The organism is Roseibium hamelinense, assembly GCF_007830545.1.
In the GTDB taxonomy this organism is placed as follows: domain Bacteria; phylum Pseudomonadota; class Alphaproteobacteria; order Rhizobiales; family Stappiaceae; genus Roseibium; species Roseibium hamelinense.
Genome location: NZ_VLLF01000002.1, coordinates 182,646 through 208,070, shown reverse-complemented (window position 1 = coordinate 208,070; position 25,425 = coordinate 182,646). Strand labels below are relative to the sequence as shown.

The window sequence follows — 25,425 nt, the reverse complement described above, 5'->3', positions numbered from 1 at the left end:
ACCCTCTTGAGCCCCCGAATTCTGGGGCCCATCTTCTTCCCTAATCTCGTCAGCCGTTTCCGGCAGATCCTGTCCTTCGCTCATGGTCAAAAGCTCTCCCTGATCCACTGGCCAACGCGGGCCAGGTAGCCAGTTTGTCCACCCCATCCAGACCGGCGGTTCTTGTGTTCGAACTGCTCGATCTGGGCGACCTGCGGGTAGATGAGGAGACCAACGGCCGCGGCGAATGCCGGACCCTTAGCTGCCTCCGGAAGACCGGCGACGCCTAAAGGCCGGCCAAGACGAACGTTGCGGCCCAGAACACGGCGCGCAACTTCACTCAAACCTGTGAGCTGGCTGGCACCACCAGTCAGCACGATCTGTTTGCCGACCCGTCCGGCAAAGCCGGACGCCGTTAAACGGTCACGCACAAGTTCAAGAATTTCTTCAACCCGCGGCCGGATAACCCGTGTCAGAGCCGAGCGGGGGATTTGATTTGGCAGATCGCTGTCGCTTTCAAGCGGCGGCACGGTCAGCATGTCGCGGTCGTCCGCGCTGCTGGCCAGGGGCGATCCGTGAAGGGTTTTCAGGCGTTCGGCATCCTGCAGGCGCGTCGCAAAGGCCCGGGCAATATCCATGGTGACATGCTGACCACCCACGGCAATCGCATCCAGATGCACCATATGGCCTTCAACAAACACCGACAGCGTCGTCGTGCCACCGCCCATGTCGATACAGGCAACACCCAGCTCGGTCTCGTCATTCACAAGCGTTGACAGACCACTGGCGAAAGGCGTTGCGACCAGTGTTTCAACATGAAGGTGGCCACGATTGATGCACAGCTCGAGATTGCGGACCGGCGGCACTTCCGAAGTCACGACCTGCATGTCTACGCCGAGCTTGGCGCCCATCATGCCACGTGGATCGCGGATGCCGCGATTGCCGTCGAGCGTGTAGGAAATCGGCAGCGCATGGGTGACTGCGCGTCCGTCAGTCAAAGAATGTGACGAACCAGCTGACAGCACGCGCTGTATATCCGCTTCGCTGACACTGTCTCCGGCAAGCGGAACAGAAGCGCTGAAAATCTCGCTTTGCAAGCGGCCGCAACTGACGTTCGCGATCAGGGATTCAACCGTGACACCTGCCATGCGCTCAGCGCTGTCGACCGCCAGACGAATTGCATGTTCGGCCGCATCCATATCCACCACAACGCCAGACTTAATGCCCTGAGAGCGCTGATATCCGTAGCCCAGCACCTCGATCGCGTGGGACCGGCCAGGAAGCACGGCACCGTCTTCGCGGGGCGTCAGCTTGGCAATCAGGCAACAGATTTTGGTCGATCCGATGTCGAGCACCGACATGACGACGGCACGGCGCCCGGGAAGCGGGCGCATGCGCGGGAGGTACAAAACGGAGGTCGGACGGCTCATGTGCGGCGCCCCATTTTGACGAGGCGCTCACCGTTGCCGGTGGTTTCGCGGCGGCGTTCAGCCGCTTCTTCGGTCAAACGCACAACAACACGGTCGGAAAGACGCATATCGACGGCCACAATGTCACGTGTCAAAAGGCCGTTCTCCGCATCCATTTCAACGAGATCGGCAAGCGCAGAAACAATGTTGTCTTCCGGCAGCCGGACTGAAATATCGTTCTCAAGCAGAATGTCCCAGCGACGCTGGCTGACCAGGAACGCCGCCCTGACCCGTGGCCGCAACTCCGGAAACTTGTCGAGCGCATCCATGATCTCACCGGCCCTGCGCTGCGCACCATGATTGACGACCAACAGCAGATTGGCGTAGCGCCCGTCCACATCGTCGGTGATCACGTCACCATTCTGATTGATGATCGAGACCACATCGCCGCGCTGCCAAAGTGCATAAGGAACACGCTCTTCAATGCTGATCTTCAAGGTACCCGGATACAGCTTCATCACAGAAGCGGTTTTGACCCATGCCAGATTGGTCAGCCGTTCACGAGCCGCTTCAGCGTTGTAAAGAGCCAAAGAGTCGCCCTGCTCGATTTCAAGTGCTTCGAGAATTTGGAAGTCATCGGTTTCGCGCTGACCGGACAGCTTGACTGCTTCGATCCCAAGACCAGAAGCACTTAGAAGAGCGTCAGAAACTTCACGGCTATAACCACCAAGAACGATCCCATAACTGATCGTGAGGGTCAAAAAGCCCAAGGCTGCCGCCGTTCCGGTCCAGCGCGGCAACTCATTCAAGCGGCCAGCGGCATTCCAGATCGGCTGCCGGTGCAAACGGGCAACGCCCCGCCCGCGCGGAGCCAGGTCGGCTTCGATCGGGCTGAGTTCTGATTGCCGTTTTTTGCGCCTTATCGACAGCAACTTGCGTCCTCTACCATCCAACTGACCAGGTCCGGAAAGCTGATCCCCTCATGTGCGGCCATTTCCGGCACCAAAGAGGTCGGCGTCATGCCTGGTTGCGTGTTCACTTCAAGGCAGATCAGTTCGCCGGCTCCGTGTTCGCGTTCATCGAATCGGAAATCGGCCCTGGATACCCCCCGGCATCCAAGTGCCTGATGCGCCTTGACGGACAGTGTCTGTATTTCTTGGTAAACAAAGGGTGAAATTTTTGCAGGAAGAATGTGTTTTGAGCCTCCTTCCAGATATTTAGCGTCATAATCGTAGAAACTGTGTCCTTTTGGCACAATGTCTATGACGCCGAGAGGCCTGTCGCCCATCACCGCGCAGGTCAATTCGCGCCCTGCGATAAACTTTTCGCACATCAATACATCGGGATACGGCCAATCCGCGCGTGTCAGTTCCTGAGGCGGATGCTCATGATCTTCGTTAACGATCAGCACCCCGAAACTGGAACCTTCGTTTATCGGTTTGATCACATACGGCGGCTCCATGGGGTGCGTTCGCCCAATGTCGTGGCGGTTAACGATTAAGTGTTCGGTAACCGGAATACCGGCTGCCGCCATCACCGCTTTGGCCTTCACCTTGTTCATGGCAAGGGATGATCCCATCACGCCGGAATGCGTGTAGGGCAGCTCCAGGAACTCCAGTATTCCCTGAATGCAGCCATCTTCTCCAAAAGGCCCGTGCAAGGCATTAAAGACAACATCCGGCTTGAGACGCTTGAGCTGGTCGTGAATATCCCGACCAACATCGACGCGGGTTACCTTGTAGCCCGCTTCTTCCAGCGCATCGGCACAGCCATTTCCCGACGCCAAGCTTACCGGCCGTTCGTTGACCCAGCCGCCCATCAGCACTGCGACATGTTTTTTTTGTGCCATTAGGCCGCCTTTCCCCCTTTTTTTCCCAAAAACGGCTCAACAGACGCTTCGCCCTCGAAGAGCCCGAGGCGCTTGATTTCCCACTCAAGCGCGACACCGGTTGTCTCCAGCACCCGCGCCCGAACCGTTTCGCCCAACAGCTCAAGATCGTGCCCGGTCGCCGTGCCGGTATTGATCATAAAGTTGCAATGCATCTCGGACATCTGAGCCCCACCGATGGTCAATCCCCGGCATCCGGCTTCATCCACCAGCTTCCAGGCCGAGTGCCCGTCGGGATTCTTAAAGGTGGAGCCGCCGGTTTTTTCCCTGATCGGCTGTGCTTTTTCCCGGTGCGTGATGACATCCGCCATCTTCTGTCGGATTTCGTCTTCCGAGGCCGGCACCCCCTCGAACACGGCCTCGGTAAAGATCAGATCGTGCGCGGCCGACGAATGGCGGTAACCGTATCCCATGTCTGCATTGGTTAGGACATGGCGCTCGCCGCGCCTGTTGATGGCCACGAGTTCCACCATGCGCTGGCGCGTCTCGGTTCCATGGGCCCCGGCGTTCATCTTCAACGCGCCACCGACGCCGCCGGGAATTCCGGCATAGAATGCAAAACCGCCCAGCCGCTCATGTGCCGCCGCCTCTGCAAGCCGTTTGTCGGGAACGGCAGCCCCAACACGCAAACGGTTGTGGCCAATTTCTTCGATGTATCCAAATCCCTTCGCGCTCAGGCGGATTACCACACCGGTTAAACCTCCATCGCGGATCAGGAGATTGGAGCCAAGCCCGACCGGAAGCACAGGAACATCTTCCGGCAGCTTTGCAAGAAAGGCGGCCAAGTCCTGCTCGTCCGCAGGTTGGAACATCAACTGCGCAGGACCACCCGTGCGGAACCATGTGACTGCTGACATCGGCTGGTTCACCGTAAGCCGGCCCCGGATGTTCTGCGACAAATCGGGGATGGTTTCCAAAAGGTCAGGAAAGCTCACGCTTTCTCTCCAAGTTCGACCGCCAGAGCCTCGGGCAAGGCGTAAGCCCATTGGGTGATGTTACCCGCGCCAAGACAAATCACGTAGTCTCCGGCGCTTGCTGATTCGGCAATGATTCCCGCAAGTTCATCTGGCTTTTCGATGGCAAGAGCGGACCGGTGTCCGCGCTGCTTCAGTCCAGACACAAGGTCTTCATGGCTCGCGCCGGCAATCGGTTGCTCGCCGGCAGAATAGACCGGCGCAACGATCACCTGGTCTGCGTCGTTAAAACAGTTCGAAAAATCGTCGAACAAACTGGCAAGGCGCGTGTAACGGTGCGGCTGAACCACGGCGATGACCTTGCCATTGGTTGATTGGCGAGCGGCGTGGAGCACGGCTTTGATCTCGACCGGATGGTGGCCATAATCGTCGAAAATTTCGATCCCGCCTGCAGTTCCGGTGTGAGTGAAACGGCGTTTAACCCCGCCAAAATTGCCGACGCCTTTGCGCAGCCCCTCCGCATCTACGCCGAGCTGAGCCGCCACGGCAATTGCGGCCGTCATGTTCGACACGTTGTGCAAGCCCGGCATGGGCAGACTGAGATCGGTGAGCTCCGTCGCAGTCTCGTTGCGCCGGTCTCGGATCGTAACGGAAAACTTCGATTTGCCGCCCTCCATGGACACACCATGAAACCGGACATCTGCTTGTGGATTGCTGCCGTAGGTCACGATTCGCCGGTCCTCGATCGCACCGACCATGGTTTGAACTTCCGGATGATCAAGACACATCACGGCAAAGCCGTAGAACGGGACATTGTCGACGAATTGCCGAAAGGCAGCGCGTACACCGGCGAAATCGCCATAGTGGTCCAAATGCTCGGGATCGATATTGGTGACGATCGCAATATCGGCGGGGAGCTTGACGAATGTGCCATCGCTTTCATCTGCTTCAACCACCATCCAGTCACCCTCGCCCATCCGGGCATTGGTGCCGTAGGCATTGATGATCCCGCCATTGATCACCGTCGGATCCAGCGCACCGGCGTCGAGCAGCGCGGCGACCATGGAGGTGGTCGTCGTTTTGCCATGGGTACCGCCAACCGCGATCGCCTGCTTGAAACGCATCAGCTCGGCCAGCATTTCCGCACGGCGCACCACCGGGATCAGGTTTTCGCGCGCCGCAACCAATTCCGGATTGTCCGGCTTGATCGCGGATGACACCACAAGGACTTCGGCATCTCCAAGGTTCTCGGCAGCGTGGCCGACGGTGACCCGGATACCCTTTTCCCGAAGCCGTTTGACGTTGGCGTTCTCCGCCATGTCCGAGCCCTGAACCTCGTAGCCAAGGGTTTTCAAAACCTCGGCAATGCCGCTCATGCCAATGCCTCCGATCCCGACAAAATGAACCGGGCCGATATCCTGCGGCATCTTCATGCGCTGTCTCCTTCAATTTTTAAGTCTTTTCCGGACACGCACTCGACGAGATCTGCGAGCCGGACCACCGCGTCGGGCTTACCCGCCTCCAGGGCGCGTTCTGCCGCAAGCGCCAGCATTTCCGGTCGATCGGTCAGCCTTTGAAACTCCTGAGCCAGGCGCTCCGGTGTGAGGTCAATTTCGCGGATCGGCCAGGCCCCGCCGACTTTTTCCAGAAATCGGGCATTCACGCCCTGATCATTGTCTATGGCGCCCGGCAAAGGCACCAGGATCGACGGACGGCCCAGAACTGCCAATTCGCAGACAGAAGAGGCTCCCGACCGGCAGATGATCAAATGCGACGCCGCAATGCGTTCGGGCATATCTGTGAAAAAGCCGGCCAGTTCCGCGGCGACGCCAAGCTCTTTAAAGGCGGCCTCAACCCGCCCCAAGTCTTCCGGACGGCACTGCTGCACGAGCTTGATACGCTTGCGGATCGCTTCGGGCGTTTGGCGCAACGCTTCCGGCAACAGGTCGGAAAAGAACCGCGCGCCCTGCGACCCGCCAAAGACCAAAAGATGGAACGGGCGGTCGCTTTCTGGCGCCGAATAGGGCTGACCGGCCGATGCAATCACGGCTTCGCGCACGGGATTTCCGGTTTCGGTCATTTTTGCCGTCAGCTGGGCATCAACGCCGTCCAGCGGAAACGAGGTTGCAATCGCCGTTGCCCCGCGTGCCAGCATCTTGTTGGCCCGGCCCATGACACCATTTGCCTCGTGAAGAACCGTTGGGATGCGCGCAGCCTTTGCCGCATACATTGGCGGGAAGGTTGGATACCCGCCAAACCCCACGACGATGTCCGGACGGAAGCTGTTCAAAACCTTGCGCGACTGCAGGTAGCCCTTGATCAAGGCAATCGCGGTTTTCGCCAGCGAGACGGGATTTTTACCGCGCACCGTGGCCGAGGAAATGATGTGAGTCTTGCTGGCTGGAAAGCTGGAACCATATTTGTCGGCACGTTCGTCGGTGGCAAGTTCAACCACCCAGCCACGTTTCAGAAGTTCGCCGGCAAGCGCTTGCGCAGGAAACAGGTGACCGCCCGTTCCTCCTGCGGTCAAAAGGACTTTTTTACTCATAACGGTCCGTATGCTCCTCACATGAGGCTGGACGGGGACAATCGGCTGACGGTGACAACATCACCTCGCGTTGGGCGGGGCCGTCTCCGTGTAAGGGCGAGAATGGCCCCCGCCGTCATGGCGGAGGACAACAGCGAGGATCCGCCATAGGAAATAAATGGCAGTGTCATGCCTTTGGGCGGGATCAGGTTGAGGTTCACACAAAGGTTGATTGTGGCCTGAAGGCCGAACAAAACCACAAGACCGGCTGTCGCAAGGCGCGTGAAGGCATCCTGGTTCTTGCTGGCGTGATTAAGCCCCCGGATCACGATGAAGGCGAACACCGACACCATCAGCAGGCAGACGACAACGCCGAACTCTTCGCCGACCACGGCGAAAATGAAGTCTGTATGGCTGTCCGGCAGGATGCGCTTGACTGTACCCTCGCCCGGTCCACGGCCGAACCAGCCGCCAGCCAGGAATGATTCCATAGCCGTATCGATCTGAAAATTGTCTGAGTTTTCCGGATTGAGAAACCGGTCAACACGATTGGTCACGTGCGGCAGAAACAGATAGGCGGAGAACAGCCCGACAATTCCCACAATCCCAAGCCCCATGATCAGGATCCAGGACAGCCCGTTCAGGAAGAACAGACCGGCCCAAACTGCGCCCAAAAGCAAGGTCTGGCCAAAATCAGGCTGCGCAATCAGGAGCGCGGCACAGATCGCATAAATCAGCACCGCGAACATCGCCCCCGGAACCTCGCGGCGACGGCCGCTTTCGGAGAGCAAGAACGCAACCAGTATGACAAACGCTGGCTTCAGGAATTCGGAGGGTTGCAGCGAAAAGCCGGCAATATAGATCCAGCGGCGCGCTCCCTTTGCCTCAAACCCTACAAACAGCGTTGCAACCATCAACAAAACCGAGACGACGAATACCGCCAGGGCAAAGCGCCGGACAAGCCGCGGCGACATTAGCGAGCCGGCCAGCATGATTGCCAGGGCGGGCACCATAAAGGCAGCCTGACGTTTGACGAAGAAAAAGCTGTCGACGCCCAGACGTTCAGCAACAGGCGGACTTGCGGCAAAGGACAACACGACGCCGCCAATCAAAAGCAGCACGAAGCTGGCCAGCAGATAATGATCCACTGTCCAAAACCACTCGGCAAAACGGCTTCGATCGGCGCGGCTGACCATTACGCAACCTCCTCACTCGTTTTGTCCCGGTTCAAAGCCATCACAGCCTCGGTGAAGGCCTTGCCGCGCAATTCGAAATTGGCGAATTGATCAAACGATGCGCCAGCAGGCGACAGCAGTACGGCGATCTCGGGAGCGCCGTCGGAAGCAACATCCCGATTTGCCGACTTGACGGCTTCCTCGACAGTGCCGCTGATCTCGTAATCAACATGGCCATCGAGTGTTGCGGCGAAATCATCGGCCGCCTCTCCGATCAGATAGGCTTTGGCGATTCGCGGAAAATACTCATCGAGCGCCTGGATGCCGCCTTCTTTTTCGCGGCCGCCGGCAATCCAGTAGATGCGCTCAAAACTCGACAAGGCCCGTGCGGCGGCATCAGAATTGGTCGCTTTTGAATCGTTGATGAACAGCACCCGGCCGTGGCGGGCAATGACCTCCATGCGGTGGTGCAGTCCCGGAAAGCTTTTCAGGGCCTCAGAAATGTCGGCTTGCCCTACATTCAAGGCCTTGAGCGCTGAATAAGCCGCGGCAGCGTTCTGGCCATTGTGATCGCCGCGCAAGCTGTTGATACCGGAAAGCGAAGCAACTTCGCGCTGTGTGCCATCGAGAGCCTCGTATATCTGGCCGTGATAGGCATACACACCGTCCGGCAATTCCCGTTCGCCCGCAATCCGGACAACAGGTTTGTGCGCAAGCTCCAGACGGTCCGCCATCATGGCGGACAACCGGTCATCAACCCCGACGATTGCCAGCTTGGAGCCCGCCACCAGGCGCTCCTTGATCGAGGCATAATGCTCCAGTGTGCCATGCCGGTCGAGGTGATCCGGAGACAGGTTCATGTGAATGCCAATGGATGGATCGAGCGTGGGAGCCAAATCGATCTGATAGGATGAACACTCGATCACGTAACAGCGCCCTGTTGCGGGCGGCTCGAGATCAAGCACCGGCACGCCGATATTGCCCCCCATCTGGGTGTCGAACCCAAGCGTATTCAAAAGATGGGCGACCAACGCTGTTGTTGTTGACTTACCATTCGTCCCGGTGATCGCGATCAGCGGCGCATCCGGACACAAATGCCGCCGCTCGCGGCAAAACAGCTCGATGTCGCCGATCACCTCGATGCCCGCATCGCTGGCCTTGTCCACGGTCCAATGCGGCACGGGGTGGGTCAACGGAACGCCGGGTGACAGGATCAGCGCAGAAAATGCGCTCCAATCCGCCTGCTTGAGGTCTTCCGTCTGCAATCCACCGGCGGCAGCTTGCTGAACGCGTTCTGCATTGTCGTCCCAGCATGTGACCCGGCACCCGCCGGCATTGAGGGCCCGCGCGGTCGACATGCCGGAGCCGCCGAGACCAAACAGGGCCACATGCCGGTTGTCGAATGAGGTGATGGGGATCATGCCACTTACCTCAGTTTCAGCGTCGCAAGGCCGACCAGCGCAAGCACGACTGCGATGATCCAGAAGCGGATGACAACCTGGGACTCGGTCCATCCCAAATATTCAAAATGATGGTGGATCGGTGCCATTCGGAAGACGCGCTTCCCGGTCAGCTTGAACGAAACCACTTGCACAATGACGGAGACGGCCTCCAGAACGAATAGGCCGCCTATGATCGCCAGAACGATTTCGTGCTTGGTGGCAACAGCAATCGCACCGATCATGCCGCCAAGGGCAAGCGAGCCGGTGTCGCCCATGAAAATGGCGGCGGGCGGCGCATTGAACCATAAGAACCCGAGCCCGGCTCCTATGACGGCACCGCATATGACCGCAAGCTCCCCGGTGCCGCGCACATGGTGAATCTGCAGGTAGTCTGCAAACACCGCATTTCCCGAAAGATACGCAATCAAGGCGAATGACGCACAGGCTATCATCACCGGAACAATCGCCAAACCATCCAAACCGTCGGTCAGATTCACCGCATTGCCAGCACCAACCATGACGAAAGCCGCAAACGGAATGAAGATAATGCCGAGATTGAGGGTCAGGTCCTTCAGGAACGGAAACGCGATGGAAGTCGAAAATGGCGGATTGTCGAGAACCGTCACCGCATAGGCAGCAAGTCCGGCAATGAGAAACTCAAGGCCCAGCCGCGCCTTGCCGCCAAATCCCTTGTGCGATGATTTGGTGACTTTCAGATAGTCATCGTAAAAACCGATCATTCCGAAGCCCAGGGTCACGCCAATGACGATCCAGACGTAGGGGTTAGAAAGATCAGCCCAAAGGAGTGCGGCGACCAGCGCGCCGGAGAGGATCATCAAGCCGCCCATCGTGGGCGTGCCCTTCTTGGTCAGAAGGTGTCCTTCCGGGCCATCTGCGCGAATTGGCTGGCCATGTCCCTGCCGAAGACGCAGGCTTGAGATGATTTTCGGTCCGAACAAAAACACGAAGAACAGGGCGGTCATGATCGCCCCGCCCGTCCGGAATGTGATGTACCGGAAAACATTCAGGGCAGAAAACTGATCGGCGAACTCGCCTAGAAAATAAAACATTCAGTGATCCTCAAGCCGCCTCGGTGTCGTCGAAGGGCGGGTATTCTTTTTTAAGAGCTTCAACAAGGGGCCCCATTCGCGTGCCAAGCGACCCCTTGATCATGATCACATCCCCCGGCCGGACATCTTCGATCAACCGGTCTTGCAACGCTTCGGCTTCTTCTGCGTAGGCGCCGCGCACATTGCCGGGCAACTCGTCCCACAATTTGCGCATATGCGATCCCACACAATAAACGGCATCCACTGCCGCCGCGTGGATGGGGTCTGCCAGTCCCTTATGCAGGTCATCCGCGTCTTCACCGAGTTCGCGCATGTCGCCGATCACCGCGACCCGGCGCCCAGGCCTCGAAACCGGCGTCTCGCCCAACACTTCAAGCGCTGCCTTCATGCTCGCCGGGTTGGCATTATAGCTTTCGTCAATGAGATCAAATCGCCCGTTTTGAACCCTCAGGCTGCTCACCTGCCCGCGGCCCTTGGGAGCATGCATGTCGGCTAGAGCCAGACCGGCGAGCGCCAGATCCGCGCCAAGTTCCACGACCGCGGTCAAAACAGCGAGGCTGTTGCGCACATGATGCTGGCCTGAAGCGCCGATCTTGTAAGTGATTTCCTGGCCCAGTATCGACGCCTGAACGCTGGAGCTGCCCGGATGGCGCGAGACCTTCTCGGTATGCGAATCCGCGGAACTGCCCTCGCCGAAAGTTTTGATGCGGGATACACCGGCAGTGGTGGCAAGAAACATCAATAGGTCGAACTGCATGTTGTCGCGATTGAGAACCGCAACACCTTCCGGCTCCAAACCATTGAAAATCTCTGCCTTTGCCTGAGCAATCTTCTCAACCGAGTCGAAAAACTCCAGATGGACCGCTTGAACAGTTGTGATGATCGCCACATGGGGGCGCACCATCTTGACCAGCGGTGTAATTTCACCTGCGTGGTTCATGCCGATCTCAAATACACCGTATTCCGTGTCGGCCGGCATGCGGGCAAGTGTCAACGGCACGCCCCAATGATTGTTAAACGACGCCACTGACGCGTGAACCTTGCCTGAGCGCTCAAGACACAGCCGAAGAGCTTCCTTGGTGCCGGTCTTGCCGACCGAACCGGTCACCGCAACGACCCGCGCATCCGTGCGCGCGCGCGCAGCAACCCCAATGCGGCGCAAAGCCTCCAGCGGATCATCGACAAGGATGTAGCGCCCTTGTTCCGGCAGGCCGTCCTTCTTGTCTTTTGAGACAATGCAGACAGCTGCATTCGCATCGAGCGCGGCTTTGACAAACTCGTGGCCATCAAACCGGTCGCCGGTGATGGCGACAAAAGCATCGCCTGGCTCAAGGGTCCGGCTGTCTATTGAAATCCCGGCGATTTCTTCGTGCGGCTCACCAGCAATATCCCCTTTCGCCGCTTCGGCCAGGTCTTTTAGCGTCCACAGTGGCGCGCTCATTGGTTTCCCTCCCCTGCAAGGGCTTCGGCAACAGCCATATGGTCTGAAAACGGAAGGATCGTGTCTTTCACAATCTGGCCCGTTTCATGACCCTTTCCCGCAACGCAAAGAATATCGCCGGGACCAAGGCGCCGGATACCTTCTCGGATAGCCTCGGCACGATCAGCGATCTCAATCGCATCCGGAGCCCCGGCAAGCACGGCTTTGCGGATGAGTGCCGGGTCCTCACTGCGCGGATTGTCATCTGTAACAATCACCAGATCGGCCCGCCGTGCTGCGGCTTCTCCCATGAGGGGACGCTTTCCGGGGTCCCGATCCCCCCCTGCACCAACGATCACACTGAGTTTCCCGTCCGCAAACGGCCGCAGGGCCGCGAGCGCATTGTCAATCGCATCTGGCTTGTGAGCATAGTCGATCACCACCAACCCGCCATTTTTCTTACGGCCTGCAAATTCCAGGCGTCCAGGCGCGCCTTTCAGACTTTCAAGCGCACGCAAAGCTGTGCCGGTATTGACGCCGGCCATAATCGCAAGACCGGCTGCGACAAGCGCATTGGAGACCTGGAAATGACCAATCAGCGGGAGACTGACACTGTAGTCGCCGCGTTCGGTCTCAATTCTGAGAATTTGGCTGGCGCCGTTCGGGTTGAGACCCGCGAGGCGAAGCCCTTTTCCGGTCTGGCCAACTGTAAAAACGCGTAGTCCCCGTTCTTCCGCGATCTTTGCGATCCGGTCGGTGTACTTCTCGCCGGGATCGTAAACGACGGACCCGCCCTCGGGCAGCAAGTCTCGGAACAGACGCAGTTTGGCCTGCAGATAATCTTCGATCGTCGGATGGTAGTCCATGTGATCGCGGCCCAGATTGGTGAAACCGGCCACATCCAGACGCACACCATCGAGCCGGTGCTGATCAAGCCCGTGGCTGGACGCCTCCAAGGCTGCATGGGTGATCCCGTCGTCTGTCAGCCGGGCAAGCTCGGCATGCAAGGCCACCGGGTCAGGTGTGGTCAGTCCGCCGTAGATCTGACCGTCCGCAGTTACGGTGCCGATGGTCCCAAGACTTGCCGCAGAATGTCCGGCCGCCTGAAAGATTTGACGAACAAAGTGGGCAACCGATGTCTTGCCGCTGGTGCCCGTGACGGCAACCATGACTTTGGGCTGTCGCGCATAAAATTTCGCTGCCATGAGCGCCAGCGCACGGCGCGGCTCTTCGTCGGCCAGAACAACAGTGCCGCTCGGAAGTTCGGCGCGCAGCCGGCTGACAGCCTCCCGGCCAACAAGCACAGCAGATGCGCCGGCCGCCACCGCCTTGCCGGCAAATGCAGCGCCGTCAACTTTCTCGCCTTTTAAGGCCGCAAACAGATAGCCCGGCTTAACAGCCCGGCTGTCCGATGTAATTCCAGCAATATCGAGGCCTTCCGCCCCATCGGGCAGGTCTAGCGAGCCAGCGATATGATGAAGATGCATGTCATAAGATCATCCGGTTGGTGCGTCGTCTTTTTGGACCTTTCCGGATCGGGATAACGGCTGCGACCCCGCCCGACCCGTGTGGCCATTTTAATAGGAAACTTCGATCGGTTCCGAGCCCTCTCCGAAACGCGGCATCACCCCAAGCATGGGCGCAGCGCGCCTGATGATGGCTCCTGCCACTGGCCCGGCATTGAGTCCGGCAGTCGCCGACTTTGATGGCGGAACCGGTTTGGGTTCGTCAATCACCGTCAAAACGACATAGCGCGGATCGTCCATCGGGAACGCCGACAAGAAAGAGTTGCGCCGCTTGTTTCGAACATATTTGCCGTTCTCGATCTTCTCAGCGGTCCCTGTCTTGCCACCGACAGTGTAGCCAGGCACGTCGGAACGCCGACCCGACCCGGACAACACATTCAGACGGAAGAGATAGCGCATAGCGCGGCTGACATCTGGTGAAATCACCTGTTTTCCGAGAGCGTTAGCCTCTTCCCGGGTTCTGGGCAGAAAGGTGGGCGGGAGAAGAACACCGCCATTGACCATGGCCGCTGCTGCGACCGCTGTTTGCATCGGCGTGACGGAAATTCCATGTCCGAAGGAAATCGTCATCGCGGCCAGCTCGTTCCATTTCGGCGGCAGCAACGGCGTGGCGTTTTCCGGCAGTTCCGTATTCAGCCGGGACGTCAAACCGATGCGTGACAAGAACTCCTGCTGCCGGTCGATACCCGCTGCGAGCATCATTTTTGCGGTGCCGATGTTCGAGGAATAAATAAAGATCTCCGGCACCGAAAGGATCCGATTTTTCCCGTGGAAATCCGAAATCGTCCGCCCCGCAGCGCGTATTGGCCGGGTCGCATCGAAGCTGTCATTGATTGAGACCTGCTCCGAATCAAGCGCCATGGCCGTTGTGAATGACTTGAACACTGATCCCATTTCGAAGACGCCGCCGGTCGCCCGGTTCAACCGGTCCTTTTCAAGTGCCTGGGACCGGTCGTTCGGGTCGTAGTCGGGGAGCGAGGACATGGCGACAACTTCGCCGGTCTTGGCATCCAGAACGATACCGATTGCGGCGATTGCGCGGTAGCGCTCCATCGCTTTTGCAAGCTCGTCACGAACCACATGCTGAACCCGCAAATCGACAGCGAGACGAACGGGTTCCATTGTCTTGTCGGAGGCAAACCCAGCCTCGCGCAAATCGGATAACCATGACTTGTCGATGTATTTCTCAATTCCGGTGAGGCCTTGATTGTCGATATTCACCGACCCGACGATATGGCCGGCGGTCGGACCGCCCGGATAAAAGCGCTGGGTTTCGGACAAGTAGCTTATGCCGGGCAAGCCGAGATTGTGAACGGCCTCTGCCTCTTGCGGCGAGGCCTCACGCTTGAGCCAGATAAAGCCTGCCTGGCTTTCCAGCCGCCGGCGCACGGTGGGCTCATCCAGGTCGGGCAAGACGCGCAGCAAACCGTCCATCGCCTCGTCGACATCCAGAACGCGGCGCGGCTCGGCGTAAATCGAGGCGGTCTTGATGTCGGTTGCGAGGATTTCACCATTCCGGTCCACAAGATCCGGGCGGGACGCAGAGACGGAATCTTGTGCGGAGATCCACGCCGAAGACGGCGCCTCATCCATTTGCGCCAAAACAACCAGCCGGCCGGCAATTGCGATGTAGACCATCGCGAACGCCGCCATGGCGAGATAAACCCGTGACTTGACCGCGCTGGCCGATACCGAACCATGCGCCGGACGCGGCCGTGTTTTGCGAACCTGAAGGAATGAGGTGCTTTCTTGTGCCAGTGTCATGCTGCGCTCCTCACCTGACCACCGGCTTGGCAGCAGCATAGCCGCCCATTGGGTCTGGGGCTCCGATCGGTTCAAGCATCACCGGCCGAGGCGGCAACTCTTCCGCACTCACGATCTGGTGTACGTCCATCGGCTGGAGCTGAAGATAATCGTTGTAGCGGGCCACCAGCTGCTGCAGACGGTCCGGCTGGTTCAACAGGCTCCATTCGGCTTTGAGATGCTGAATAGCTTCCTCTTCGGCTTCGATTTCGCGTTGCAGCTCCGCCATCCGGGTGGCTGATTTCTTTGCGGCAAGCTTCATGTCGTAGACGGTCGCTGCCCCAACGACCACGGCGGCAACAAAAAGAATGTTGAGATAACGCACCATTGTTTAGCTTCCAAGCCCCTCATATTCCGCCAGCCGCGGAACGCCTGCAGCATGAATGTCGAGTGCGCGCGTCGGTTCGGATGTCCTCCGGCCGGCACGCAAGCGCGCCGAGCGGGCGCGCGGATTAAAACGAGTTTCTTCTTCGTCCGCTTCAACTGCCTTACGGGTCAGCGGCTCGAAGGTCGGCGGCGGCACATCTTCTTCCGGCATATGCCGCGAACCACCTCCGCGCGTTTTGGTCCGGTCGGCAAAGAAACGCTTGACGATCCGATCTTCTAGCGAGTGGAAACTCACAAGCACGAGCCGCCCGCCCGGCTTGAGGATCCGCTCAGCACCTTCGAGCGCTTTCGCCGCCTGGTGCAACTCGCCGTTTACATAAATACGCAGCGCCTGAAACGTCCGGGTCGCCGGATGGATCTGGGCTTTTTTCGGTGATCGTCCGAGAACACTCTCGATCAATCCCGCCAGCTCTCCCGTCCGCAAAAACGGTTTTTCCCGGCGGGCACGCTCGATCGCATGCGCTACGGTCGTTGCCCGCTTTTCTTCGCCAAGCAGGCCAATGATCCGGATGAGATCCTTCACCGGTAAATGGTTCACCACATCTGCCGCGGACGGTCCAGCCTGTTCCATGCGCATATCCAAAGGTCCGTCGCGCAAGAACGAAAATCCGCGCTCGGCCTCGTCCAGCTGCATGGAAGAAACACCAAGGTCGAGAACGACACCGTCAACTCCGTCATGGCCCGTTTGACGGGCGTGGTCCTCCAGATCCGCAAACTGCCCGGGCACAAGAATCAAATTGCCTTCGGCCTCGCGCACCAGCTCCTGCCCGCCGGAAATCGCATCCGGATCTCGGTCGATCCCGATAACTTTCGCCCCTTTTTGCAACAGTGCCCGCGAGTATCCACCAGCACCGAATGTGCCATCGATCATTACCTCACCGGGCTTGGGCGATAAGTGCTCCAGCACCTGCCTGAGGAGGACCGGCACATGACGGTCTGATCCGCCAGCGTCCGGGGCGTACCCGGTTTCGCCGACCGCCATCATGCCGAACCTCCTGGCAGCGTGGTCGGCGCCACCTGGCCCGACAACATCGCAAGCGCGCGCCGCTGGGCCTCTGCGCGATGCTCACGAAACTTTTCCGGCTCCCAAATCTGAAACTTGTAGCCAAGGCCCGCGAATGTAACGTGGTCGGTCAATCCGGTTTGCTCCCGCACCATGTCCGAAATCGACATGCGTCCATCGCCGTCGATCTTCACCTGTTCGCTGACACCGAACAGCGACATGGCAAGAGCGTCATGATCGGGAGACAAGCGCCGGAACGCCTCCAACTGTTTCTCGTGCTCTTCAAGCAACGCGTTTCCACCCGCATCCACCGCCGGACAATGGGCAGAGGGACTGCAGTAGAGCCCCTCATAGCCGTCTTTCGCGAGCACCGCCCGAAAGGATGCCGGAACCGACACACGGCCCTTGGCATCCAGCCGGTTGGTAAAATGCGAAACGAAGCCGGCCATACATCCCCTCTAAGCAGGCGCTGCACCCACCCAAGCCCCACGGATCAACAAGAACGGAAAAGGTCACGGATTGACCGGATTGCAGGCTTCCCCAAGCCGTTACGACCCGGACACACATGGGCCGCCAATCCCCCGTTCTGGGTTATTATGGGATAGCATGGGATCTCATGGGAGGTCAATGGAATCTCCTGGTTTCCGACCCCCACAAACGGGCGAGATGCTGCTTACCGCAGGATAAGCTAATTAAGATTAATCGAGTCTTGACAGCGCTGCAGAATCAGGATCCGCAGCTTCACCAACCGGAAAACAGACAGGGCTAAGGGCTTGATCGAACGAAAATTTGCAAAATTATTCGGCGGCCAGGCAGCGCAGGCATTTGCTGCCCGCCTCAACGCACACAAATAAAAAGGTAAAAAATTTCGTTAAAATTGTGCAAAACCCAGTGTCAGGATCAGGCACCTTCCGGGTATTGCTAAAGATGAGGAGAGAAAATGCCAGCCGGCCTGTAAGCCGGGTTCGGTATGGCCTGCGGCGGACGCCGCAGACGCGACAGCCATTCATCTGGGACGCCTGTTGCCAGACGCCTCACGCAACCTACCCGGACAACTGGCCTGGAAACCGGCCTGAGCTCGGAATCGCTCCCGGCCCGCGTTGTCCCTATTCGGTTTTGCTCCCGGTGGGGTTTACCATGCCGCGTCCGTTGCCGTGCGCGCGGTGGGCTCTTACCCCACCCTTTCACCCTTACCCCGGACAAATCCGGGGCGGTTTGCTTTCTGTGGCACTTTCCCTAAGGTCGCCCTCGCCGGGTGTTACCCGGCACCGTGTTTCCTTGGAGCCCGGACTTTCCTCCCCCGCGGCCTTTCGGCACTTGCGGCAGCGGCTGTCCGGCCGACTGGCGCTCCGGGACTTATTTTGGTTCCCGCTTCAGGTCAAGCAGCGGTTCTGTCCGGACCGCACATCTGCCTAAACACGCATCCGCCTTACAAAAGAGCCCATACATTGCTCAAACGTGCGTCAGCGTTTGAAACAGCGACGTTCAGATCGCCAACATCCAGGCACAGCTGCGCAATAGAGCTATCCATGGCTGTGTTCCTGGTTTGCAAAGCCGAGACGTCCGAAGAAATCGAATGAAGCTTGGTTTCGATGGCGTTGGTCTCAGTCTTGAGTGTCCGGAACTCAGTAACAGCCTCAGCGGACTCGATCATCCAGGTTCCAAAATTTACATGGATCAGGTTGGTCATGATGTGCAAGACCCCCATGTCCATCAGACCGCCTGCACGGATCTCGAGTTCGGTATCGCCGAGAAAACTAAATTTGCCGCCGAGAAAGAAATTGCTGGCCTTGCCTTTCGTGAATTCCGTCTTTTCCTCGCTCACTTCGTGCTCGGACTCTTCGACTTCCTTGTAGAGGGTGCGCGAAGTCTGATGGATGATGCCTGTTCCTGAACCGTTTTCAGCGCCAGCTTTCATCACAATATCCTGGTTTTCACCGCTGGAGATTGTCACCTTGCCCTTGGGCGCGCTCAGGCTCATCTGACCGTCTTTGGATGTGATTTCGACATCGCCGGACACGTCGGCGTCAAGCGCCCCATCAACCGACAACGAATAGTCGCCGTTGGTTTCCTGGATATAGTCTTTTGACTGAACATACATCCGCTCCCGGTTTTTCACGAGAATCCGGCCGTCACAGGCAAGTAGGATGCCTTTTTGATGATCGTTCTCGCCGCATGATGCGAGCGTCGGAGATAGTCCGCAGTTCTTGGCATCGCTAATGTGGCCGTCGGGATAGTATTCCGGCAGATGCCCATCACCAGCAGCCATTGTCTCCAGATCACTGTATTCGCCCAGCCGGAGGATGGCACCGAGATCGTCACGATCACAGCTCGGATCAGATCCTGCCGGAACAAAGAAATATGCGTGCGGAACAGCGTCTTGATTGGAGTTCTGGCAATTCGGGCCAAGAGCGACATTTTCAGGGTCTTTTTCTTTTTCATACATAGCAGTTTCTCTCACCACTGCCGCCGAAAGAAAAGCGCGCTGGGGCGGCAATTGTCTAGAGGTGGAAAGGGGCAGGCGAACGCCGTCTGCTGCACACGATTTGGGACATGATTGTGGCGCGCGCAAAAACAACCTGAATGACAAATTTTTAACCTTCGCCGCCCCTGTTCGCCCGCCAGGCGCGCCTCGAACCGGGCGCAGCAGAAGAATAGCTGCTGTAACCCATCCTTCACGTTTCCTTGAAAAATCCCAAAACCGGAAAAAACGGCAATTTTCTGCGGAATTTTATTTTTGACTAATAAGTACAAAATACCCATGTTCGGGTTGCGCCAACGCGCAGACAAGGTTCCAGCCAAAAAGGACGATCCCAGTGGCAAACTTCACAATCCATACTTTGGAAAGCGCACCGAAAGGTGGTGCGGAACTTCTCAACAATTCCCTGAAGGCCTTTGGCCGCATTCCCGGCCTGCATGGCGTGATGGCTGAATCGCCAGAGCATCTCGAAGCCTATCAAAGGCTCCACCAGCTGTTCCAGCAAACAAGCCTATCCACTGTAGAGCAGAACGTGGTTTGGCTGACGATCAACGTTGAGCATGAGTGCCATTATTGTGTTCCAGCCCATACCGGCATTGCGCACATGCAGAAGGTTCCGCAGGATGTGATTGATGCTTTGCGCAATCAGACACCGCTGCCGGACGAAAAACTGGAGGCTTTGCGTGATTTCACTTTGAAAGTGGTCCGCGAACGCGGCAATGTGAATGACGCTGACGTTCAAGCATTTCTAGATGCCGGCTACACCAAGCGCAACGTGCTCGACATCATCCTTGGCCTAGCTCAGAAAGTCATGTCAAACTACGTGAACCACTTGGCACAAACTCCGGTAGACGAGGTGTTTCACAAATTCGCGTGGACACCACCGCATGCAACGGCCGCCGAATAACAGATGATTTCCGGCCTGCGCCCAGCGCGGGCCGGACTCTTGAGCGAGATCATATGGCAGGACGCCCCAGAAGCTTTGACAGCTCGCAAGCCCTAGATGCCTTTGTCGATGTGTTCTGGACCAAGGGCTACCAGGGTACCAGCGTCGACGATTTGCAAAATGCGGCCGGCATCAAGCGCGGCAGTTTCTATTCGACCTTCAAGAGCAAGGACGCCGTATTTTCGGCTGTACTCGACCGATATGCCGAAACCGTCACCGAAATCGGCCTTACCTACCTGACCCGGGCAAAAACACCCCGGCAGGGGATTGCAAATTTCTTGCGCTACATTGGCGCATTCATGGCGGACAACAAATTCCGTGGCTGCTTGTTGTTTTCGTCGGTCAGCGATGCCGGATGCATGCAGTCGGAAGAAGCGCGCCATCTTGAAACGCTAACTGGGTCAATCGCGGCACGGATCGAACCCCTGATTGTCCAGGCCAGCAAAGACAGCCAGTCAGAAAACTGCGCCTTTTCACAGGACGGGCTGCGCGCGTTTGTCATGACCACGCTTTTGGGCCTGAATGCCATGGCACGCTCAGGGCAGGATCCGAAAACAATCAAGACAGCCGCGGACTATGCAGCCGCCTTGATCGAGGGAACCTGAAAAGTCCTATTGCGCAGTCCACCCGCCATCAATCGGCAAGGATATACCGGTGATGTTGTGCGCCACAGGACTTGCCAGCCAGAGCACTGCCTCGCCCACTTCACTTGGATCCGATGTCCGCTGGCTAGGCTGTTTTTCGGACAGCAGGCTGGCAATACCCTTTGCCCGGTCACCACCGAAATCCATTGACCGAGCCTGAATCTGGGGCTCGATTATCGCAGTTTCTGTCCAGCCCGGACAAATGCAGTTTACAGTAACCCCGCCGGTCTCACGCGATCCTGCGTTGGCATATTCGAGTGCTGCCACCTTCGACAACCCAACAAGACCAAATTTGGAAGCGACATATGGGCTTTTGTTCACCGACGCCACCAGTCCGTGTACCGAGGCGATGTTGACCACCCGTCCGTAGCCCTTTTCAGCCATGATAGGCAAAGCCCGGCGCATGGTGTGAAAGGCCGAAGACAGGTTCACTGCCAGGATCGCGTCCCAGGTTTCCCGCTGCATGTTTGCAATCGAAGCCGTCTGCTGGATTCCGGCATTGTTAATCAGGATATCAGCCCCGCCCCAATCTGCGACCGCATCCATCATCTCGTCCAGTGCGTCCGGATCACGAGCGTCTGCATCAAAAAACCGGGCTTCTGGCGCACCGGCTTCGATGACACTTGCAACGGCCTGGTCACGCTCGACTGAAGTGGCCAAACCATGAACCGCGACGCGGCACCCGGCTTCCGCCAGTTTCTTTGCGATGGCCAAACCAATTCCCTGAACCGATCCCGTAATCAGGGCGGTGCGCCCTTTTAAAAACGAAGCGGTCATGCATCTTCCCCCACATTTTCAGCAAACCGTTTGCGAAGCTCTGTCTTAAGTACCTTGCCATAAGTGTTCTTCGGTAGAGCTTTGAGAAAATGATAGTGCTTGGGCCGTTTGAAACGCGCCATGTGGTCGAGGCAGTGCGCATCCAGGACACCTGCCGACACTTCCATTCCCGGCTGCAGAACGACGCAGGCAACGATCTCCTCCCCCCAATCAGGATGGGGACGGCCGATGACCGACACTTCGGCCACCGCCTTCAGTTCTAGCAGCACCTCTTCCACCTCGCGCGGATAGATGTTGGTTCCGCCGGAAATGATCACGTCCTTGGACCGGTCGGTCAGGGTAACGAAGCCGTCTTCATCCAGGCAGCCGACATCTCCGGTCCACAACTGGCCATCGCGGATGGCCTTCGCTGAGGCTTCCGGGTTTTGCCAGTACCCCGGCATCACCGGCGTGCCGGTGACGACAATCTCACCGCTTTGCCCAAGCTCACACGGTGTGCCATCCTCGTTCAGGATCGCGACTTCAACAGCGGACTGGGCCTGCCCGACCGACGCAAGGCGTTCGCGCCATCTCGGATGGCTCCGGTCCGCAACAAGCTCTCTTGGCAAGGCCGTAATCGCCATCGGGCACTCGCCTTGGCCGTAGATCTGAACAAAACGCGGCCCCATGACATCGACCGCTTCAATGATATCGGCGGTATACATCGGACCGCCGCCGTACACGATCGTCCGAATGCCGTCCCCTTTTGACCCCGCCTCCTTGGCCACATCAACCAGGCGCCTGACCATGGTCGGGGCGGCAAACATGTGAAGACTTCCAAAGTGCCGGCCGAGACTGAGTATTTCTTCTGGCTCAAATCCGCCACTTTTGGGAACACAATGCGCCGCGCCGCGCAGCACATGCATGAAGATGTAAATTCCCGCACCATGAGACATCGGCGCAGCATAAAGCGTTGTGTCTTCGGGCCTCACCTCATCAACATCAACGAAGTAAGACAAAGCCATGGCCTGCAGGTTGCCATGCGTGATCATGACGCCTTTGGGCCGGCCCGTTGTTCCAGAGGTATAGAACAGCCAGGCCATATCCTCCGACTTCCTTTGTGCTGCTACGGTCTCAGGGGCAGCGCTGAACAAGGAGGTAAATTCACTGGTTCCGACAGCAACGCCGGCACAGGTGCTTGGCAACACGCTGTGCCGGACAAGGCCCTGCAAACGCGGCCCATCCGCAAAAACCAGCCGGGCATCTGCGTTTTCTAAAATGAACCCGGCTTCCTTTGGATGCAGTTTGTAGTTCACCGGGACAACAACTGCCCCCAACTGCCAGCAGGCAAACAGGATGGTCACATAGTCGGACGTATTGGCCATAAAAAGCCCGATCCGGTCTGTGGCGCCGACGCCGTGTTTTTCCTGCAACCCGCCCGCCAACCGGCAGACATTTTCGTGGAGTTCGTGATAGGTCGCCAGGCACTCCTGCCCGTGAAACAAAGCCTTTTGGTCCGGCATGCGTTTTGCCGTCCGCTCCAGCCACAGAGCCACATTCATTCGGGTTTCCCTCCTTTGGCGGTTGCCAATGGTGTTTTTTTAAGTGGAGCCGATTTTCACGCCGATTGCAAAACCAAGTTCAAATACGGACACTTTGGCCGCTATATCCGGTGAAATACTGCGTCGCACAATCTTCACTTTATTCAGCACCGCAACGCCCGCTAGTGTTCAAATGTGTCATGGCCCGCCAATGGGGGAGAATGGTTGAATGAAACATGCGGTTAAGCCCGGGGAAGCAGCTGCGCTCATTCCTGACGGCGCTATTCTGCTGGTCGGTGGCTTCATGGCGGTGGGTTCACCGCACCGGATCATTGATGCCCTTGTGGCGCGAAATGCACGGGATTTGACGATTGTCGCAAACGACACGGCCATGCCCGGCAAAGGTATCGGCAAACTGATTTCGGCAGGTGCCGTAAAAAAGGTTGTCGCATCTCATATCGGCCTCAACCCCGAAACGCAGCAAAAGATGATTTCCGGTGAAATCGAAGTTGAGCTTGTACCCCAGGGAACGCTGGTAGAGCGCATTCGTGCCGGCGGCGTCGGTTTGGGCGGTGTTTTGACCGCGACCGGTCTCGGTACCCCGGTCGAAGATGGCAAACTGACGGTCGAGATTGACGGCAAGACCTTCCTGCTCGAAACGCCAATCAAGGGTGACTTTGCCCTTATTGCAGCGCGTCAGGCCGACTATGTTGGAAACTTGGAATATTCCCTGACCGCTCACAACTTCAATCCGATCATGGCGCTTGCGGGCGAAACGGTTATTGCCGAACCGCAGACCATCGTTCCGGTCGGGGTGATTTCACCGGACGCGGTCAAAACGCCCGGCGTGCTTGTCGATCATTTGCTGGAAAGGGCTCACTGATGGATGCCAAGGAAATCATCGCCCGCCGGGTCGCCCAGGAGATTGAACCGGAAATGCTGGTCAATCTCGGTATCGGCTTGCCCTCCATGGTCGCAAATTATCTGCCCAAGGATGTTCATGTGTTTTTCCAGGCGGAAAACGGTGTGATCGGGCTTGGGGCGCGCCCGCCGGAAGGCATGGAAGATCCGGACCTTACCGATGCGGGCGGAGGGTTTGTCACTGCCGTTCCTGGCGCAGCTTCCATTGACAGTGCCATGAGTTTCGGCCTGATCCGGGGCGGGCACCTCGACATGACGGTGCTTGGCGGACTGCAGGTCGATGCCCGCGGCTACCTCGCCAACTGGATGATCCCCGGCAAGATGGTACCGGGCATGGGCGGTGCCATGGACCTTGTAGCCGGGGCCAAGCAGGTCATCGTTGCGATGGTTCACACAGCAAAAGGCAACCACAAAATATTGCCTGAATGCACCCTGCCGCTGACTGCGGCACGCAGGGTCAGTCTGATCGTCACAGACATGGCCGTGATTGAGCCGACGGAAGCGGGTCTTGTCCTGAAAGAGCGCGGACCGGATTGCTCGGTCGATGATGTGATCGCCGCAACCGGCGCTAACCTGATCGTTCATGGCGACGTGCCGCAAATGCAAATCGCCTGATCTGCATTTGCAAACCAAAAAAGCCCGCGCCAGAGAGCGCGGGCTTTTTGTCAGGCAAGACCGGGTTGGTGGGGTCCCCGCTCCTGCCAGATTCCGTTGCCGGTCAGATGGACGCCATGATGCGTTTCACCTTTTGGCAATAGCGTCGGCTAATCGGGTTCATACGCTTCGCATAATGGCCTGCATTGTAGCGAAGGATCGTGCCGCACAAGTCGCCGCCAGCGCGGTCGTGAGCACCCTTCAGGTATTTCATGCCCCATTCCAGGTTCGTTTCCGGGTCATAAAGAGCTTTCGTCGAACCGCGATATCCAAGACCACGCGCGGTTGCCGGTTTGATTTGCATAAGCCCGACCTCACCGGCAGCACCGCGGGCACGTGGGTTAAAGTTGCTTTCAACCTCAACGACCGCCTTTGCGATGTGTAGCGGAACGCCATGCTTTTTGGCTGCTTTGTGGATGAGATCCGCATAAGCGGCCTGGCTTTTTTTCACGCCTGCAGAGCGCTTTGCCGTGCTTTTTGCCTTTGAACTTGAAGCCGTCTTGGCCTTAGCGACTTTGGTCCGGCTTTTTCCAGATGAGGCCGATTTCTTCTTCGTGGCAGGCGTCTTTTTTGCGGCGGTGGTCTTTTCCGCGCCTTCTTCAACGGCCTTGCCTGAATTCACGATAAGCAACGGCGCGCCTTGGCGGCGGTTCTTGTTCAAGACGTTCAAGTCTCCGCCTGCATCCGCAGCCGGTTTTTCCATGTTCCGCGCTTTGATCGGATCCGGCATGACCCGGTCTGATCCGGATGAAATGGCATGCGCTGGAACTGCGAGCGAAAGTGTCAGCGCAAGTGTGCATATCACACCTGCGAAGGGCATCTTTGACGAGAGCATTCAGTGAGCCTTGTTCTTCTTGTTGTTCGGGATTGATCAATTTCGGCCCGGAGGAATGCCCGCCCAGTGGGACCAAAATCGGCCCGCTGAAATCACGATATATTTC

Annotated in this window: 24 protein-coding genes and 1 other RNA gene; 4 read left to right on the top strand and 21 right to left on the bottom strand. The window is 57.9% G+C overall.

Translation table 11 applies throughout. The features are described from left to right. Nucleotides 1-86: 86 nt before the first annotated feature. From ftsA to JM93_RS05665, 18 genes are all read right to left on the bottom strand, one after another. Nucleotides 87-1,409 (bottom strand): cell division protein FtsA, encoded by a 1,323-nt coding sequence (gene ftsA, locus JM93_RS05750; protein WP_145341234.1) that lies wholly within the window; start codon nucleotides 1,407-1,409, stop codon nucleotides 87-89. Continuing rightward, entirely contained in the window at nucleotides 1,406-2,320 is a 915-nt protein-coding gene (locus JM93_RS05745) for a cell division protein FtsQ/DivIB (protein ID WP_145341233.1), read from the bottom strand. The genes ftsA and JM93_RS05745 overlap by 4 nt, the downstream gene beginning before the upstream one ends. After that, complete coding sequence (locus JM93_RS05740) at nucleotides 2,308-3,237, bottom strand: D-alanine--D-alanine ligase (protein WP_145341232.1); 930 nt, start codon at nucleotides 3,235-3,237, stop codon at nucleotides 2,308-2,310. Before JM93_RS05740 ends, JM93_RS05745 begins: the two co-directional genes overlap by 13 nt. Then, on the bottom strand, nucleotides 3,237-4,211 hold the full coding sequence (gene murB / locus JM93_RS05735; RefSeq protein WP_145341231.1) for a UDP-N-acetylmuramate dehydrogenase: 975 nt from the start codon (nucleotides 4,209-4,211) through the stop codon (nucleotides 3,237-3,239). Before murB ends, JM93_RS05740 begins: the two co-directional genes overlap by 1 nt. Beyond that, on the bottom strand, nucleotides 4,208-5,623 hold the full coding sequence (gene murC, locus JM93_RS05730; RefSeq protein WP_145341230.1) for a UDP-N-acetylmuramate--L-alanine ligase: 1,416 nt from the start codon (nucleotides 5,621-5,623) through the stop codon (nucleotides 4,208-4,210). Before murC ends, murB begins: the two co-directional genes overlap by 4 nt. Beyond that, the gene (murG, locus tag JM93_RS05725; protein ID WP_145341229.1) at nucleotides 5,620-6,738 is read right to left on the bottom strand and encodes an undecaprenyldiphospho-muramoylpentapeptide beta-N-acetylglucosaminyltransferase; all 1,119 of its coding nucleotides are present in this window, start codon (nucleotides 6,736-6,738) and stop codon (nucleotides 5,620-5,622) included. The genes murC and murG overlap by 4 nt, the downstream gene beginning before the upstream one ends. A gap of 17 nt (nucleotides 6,739-6,755) precedes the next feature. Next, nucleotides 6,756-7,913 (bottom strand): FtsW/RodA/SpoVE family cell cycle protein, encoded by a 1,158-nt coding sequence (locus tag JM93_RS05720; RefSeq protein ID WP_145341228.1) that lies wholly within the window; start codon nucleotides 7,911-7,913, stop codon nucleotides 6,756-6,758. Further along, nucleotides 7,913-9,313, bottom strand: coding sequence for a UDP-N-acetylmuramoyl-L-alanine--D-glutamate ligase (murD, locus tag JM93_RS05715; RefSeq protein ID WP_145341227.1), 1,401 nt, complete (start codon nucleotides 9,311-9,313; stop codon nucleotides 7,913-7,915). Before murD ends, JM93_RS05720 begins: the two co-directional genes overlap by 1 nt. 5 nt (nucleotides 9,314-9,318) lie before the next feature. Beyond that, on the bottom strand, nucleotides 9,319-10,404 hold the full coding sequence (mraY, locus tag JM93_RS05710; protein ID WP_145341226.1) for a phospho-N-acetylmuramoyl-pentapeptide-transferase: 1,086 nt from the start codon (nucleotides 10,402-10,404) through the stop codon (nucleotides 9,319-9,321). 10 nt (nucleotides 10,405-10,414) lie between these two features. Continuing rightward, nucleotides 10,415-11,845 carry a UDP-N-acetylmuramoylalanyl-D-glutamyl-2,6-diaminopimelate--D-alanyl-D-alanine ligase gene (locus tag JM93_RS05705; protein ID WP_145341225.1) on the bottom strand — a complete coding sequence of 477 codons (1,431 nt, stop codon included), beginning with the start codon at nucleotides 11,843-11,845 and terminating at the stop codon, nucleotides 10,415-10,417. Further along, a complete protein-coding gene (locus JM93_RS05700; RefSeq protein WP_145341224.1) occupies nucleotides 11,842-13,311 on the bottom strand; it encodes a UDP-N-acetylmuramoyl-L-alanyl-D-glutamate--2,6-diaminopimelate ligase in 1,470 nt (489 codons plus the stop codon). Before JM93_RS05700 ends, JM93_RS05705 begins: the two co-directional genes overlap by 4 nt. 90 nt (nucleotides 13,312-13,401) lie before the next feature. After that, nucleotides 13,402-15,114 (bottom strand): peptidoglycan D,D-transpeptidase FtsI family protein, encoded by a 1,713-nt coding sequence (locus JM93_RS05695; protein WP_145341223.1) that lies wholly within the window; start codon nucleotides 15,112-15,114, stop codon nucleotides 13,402-13,404. A gap of 10 nt (nucleotides 15,115-15,124) precedes the next feature. Further along, the gene (ftsL, locus tag JM93_RS05690) at nucleotides 15,125-15,481 is read right to left on the bottom strand and encodes a cell division protein FtsL (protein WP_145341222.1); all 357 of its coding nucleotides are present in this window, start codon (nucleotides 15,479-15,481) and stop codon (nucleotides 15,125-15,127) included. Nucleotides 15,482-15,484: 3 nt separating this feature from the next. Continuing rightward, nucleotides 15,485-16,522, bottom strand: a complete 1,038-nt coding sequence (gene rsmH, locus JM93_RS05685; RefSeq protein WP_208995004.1) for a 16S rRNA (cytosine(1402)-N(4))-methyltransferase RsmH — start codon at nucleotides 16,520-16,522, stop codon at nucleotides 15,485-15,487. After that, on the bottom strand, nucleotides 16,522-16,992 hold the full coding sequence (locus tag JM93_RS05680; protein WP_145341220.1) for a division/cell wall cluster transcriptional repressor MraZ: 471 nt from the start codon (nucleotides 16,990-16,992) through the stop codon (nucleotides 16,522-16,524). The genes rsmH and JM93_RS05680 overlap by 1 nt, the downstream gene beginning before the upstream one ends. A 490-nt stretch (nucleotides 16,993-17,482) precedes the next feature. After that, nucleotides 17,483-17,888: RNase P RNA component class A (gene rnpB, locus JM93_RS05675), an RNA gene on the bottom strand. A gap of 84 nt (nucleotides 17,889-17,972) precedes the next feature. After that, nucleotides 17,973-18,989: a hypothetical protein gene (locus JM93_RS05670; RefSeq protein WP_145341219.1), complete on the bottom strand. Its 1,017-nt coding sequence runs from the start codon at nucleotides 18,987-18,989 to the stop codon at nucleotides 17,973-17,975. Nucleotides 18,990-19,000: 11 nt separating this feature from the next. Further along, nucleotides 19,001-19,345 carry a hypothetical protein gene (locus tag JM93_RS05665; RefSeq protein ID WP_145341218.1) on the bottom strand — a complete coding sequence of 115 codons (345 nt, stop codon included), beginning with the start codon at nucleotides 19,343-19,345 and terminating at the stop codon, nucleotides 19,001-19,003. 14 nt (nucleotides 19,346-19,359) lie between these two features. Here JM93_RS05665 and JM93_RS05660 point away from each other — a divergent pair, with 14 nt between their 5' ends. Both JM93_RS05660 and JM93_RS05655 read left to right on the top strand, forming a co-directional pair. After that, nucleotides 19,360-19,929 carry a carboxymuconolactone decarboxylase family protein gene (locus tag JM93_RS05660; protein ID WP_145341217.1) on the top strand — a complete coding sequence of 190 codons (570 nt, stop codon included), beginning with the start codon at nucleotides 19,360-19,362 and terminating at the stop codon, nucleotides 19,927-19,929. A gap of 53 nt (nucleotides 19,930-19,982) precedes the next feature. Continuing rightward, entirely contained in the window at nucleotides 19,983-20,573 is a 591-nt protein-coding gene (locus JM93_RS05655) for a TetR/AcrR family transcriptional regulator (protein ID WP_145341216.1), read from the top strand. Nucleotides 20,574-20,579: 6 nt separating this feature from the next. On the opposite strand, the gene JM93_RS05650 is transcribed toward JM93_RS05655, so the two are convergent. Together JM93_RS05650 and JM93_RS05645 are read right to left on the bottom strand one after the other, a co-directional pair. Then, a complete protein-coding gene (locus JM93_RS05650) occupies nucleotides 20,580-21,389 on the bottom strand; it encodes a 3-hydroxybutyrate dehydrogenase (RefSeq protein ID WP_145341215.1) in 810 nt (269 codons plus the stop codon). Beyond that, nucleotides 21,386-22,930 (bottom strand): class I adenylate-forming enzyme family protein, encoded by a 1,545-nt coding sequence (locus JM93_RS05645; RefSeq protein WP_145341214.1) that lies wholly within the window; start codon nucleotides 22,928-22,930, stop codon nucleotides 21,386-21,388. Before JM93_RS05645 ends, JM93_RS05650 begins: the two co-directional genes overlap by 4 nt. Nucleotides 22,931-23,138: 208 nt before the next feature. Here JM93_RS05645 and JM93_RS05640 point away from each other — a divergent pair, with 208 nt between their 5' ends. Together JM93_RS05640 and JM93_RS05635 are read left to right on the top strand one after the other, a co-directional pair. Beyond that, nucleotides 23,139-23,792, top strand: coding sequence for a CoA transferase subunit A (locus JM93_RS05640; protein ID WP_145341213.1), 654 nt, complete (start codon nucleotides 23,139-23,141; stop codon nucleotides 23,790-23,792). Then, complete coding sequence (locus tag JM93_RS05635) at nucleotides 23,792-24,445, top strand: 3-oxoacid CoA-transferase subunit B (RefSeq protein WP_145341212.1); 654 nt, start codon at nucleotides 23,792-23,794, stop codon at nucleotides 24,443-24,445. Before JM93_RS05640 ends, JM93_RS05635 begins: the two co-directional genes overlap by 1 nt. Before the next feature lie 103 nt (nucleotides 24,446-24,548). Here JM93_RS05635 and JM93_RS21935 read toward each other — a convergent pair whose 3' ends face one another. Then, on the bottom strand, nucleotides 24,549-25,319 hold the full coding sequence (locus JM93_RS21935; protein ID WP_244300769.1) for a lytic transglycosylase domain-containing protein: 771 nt from the start codon (nucleotides 25,317-25,319) through the stop codon (nucleotides 24,549-24,551). Between the last annotated feature and the right edge of the window lie 106 nt (nucleotides 25,320-25,425).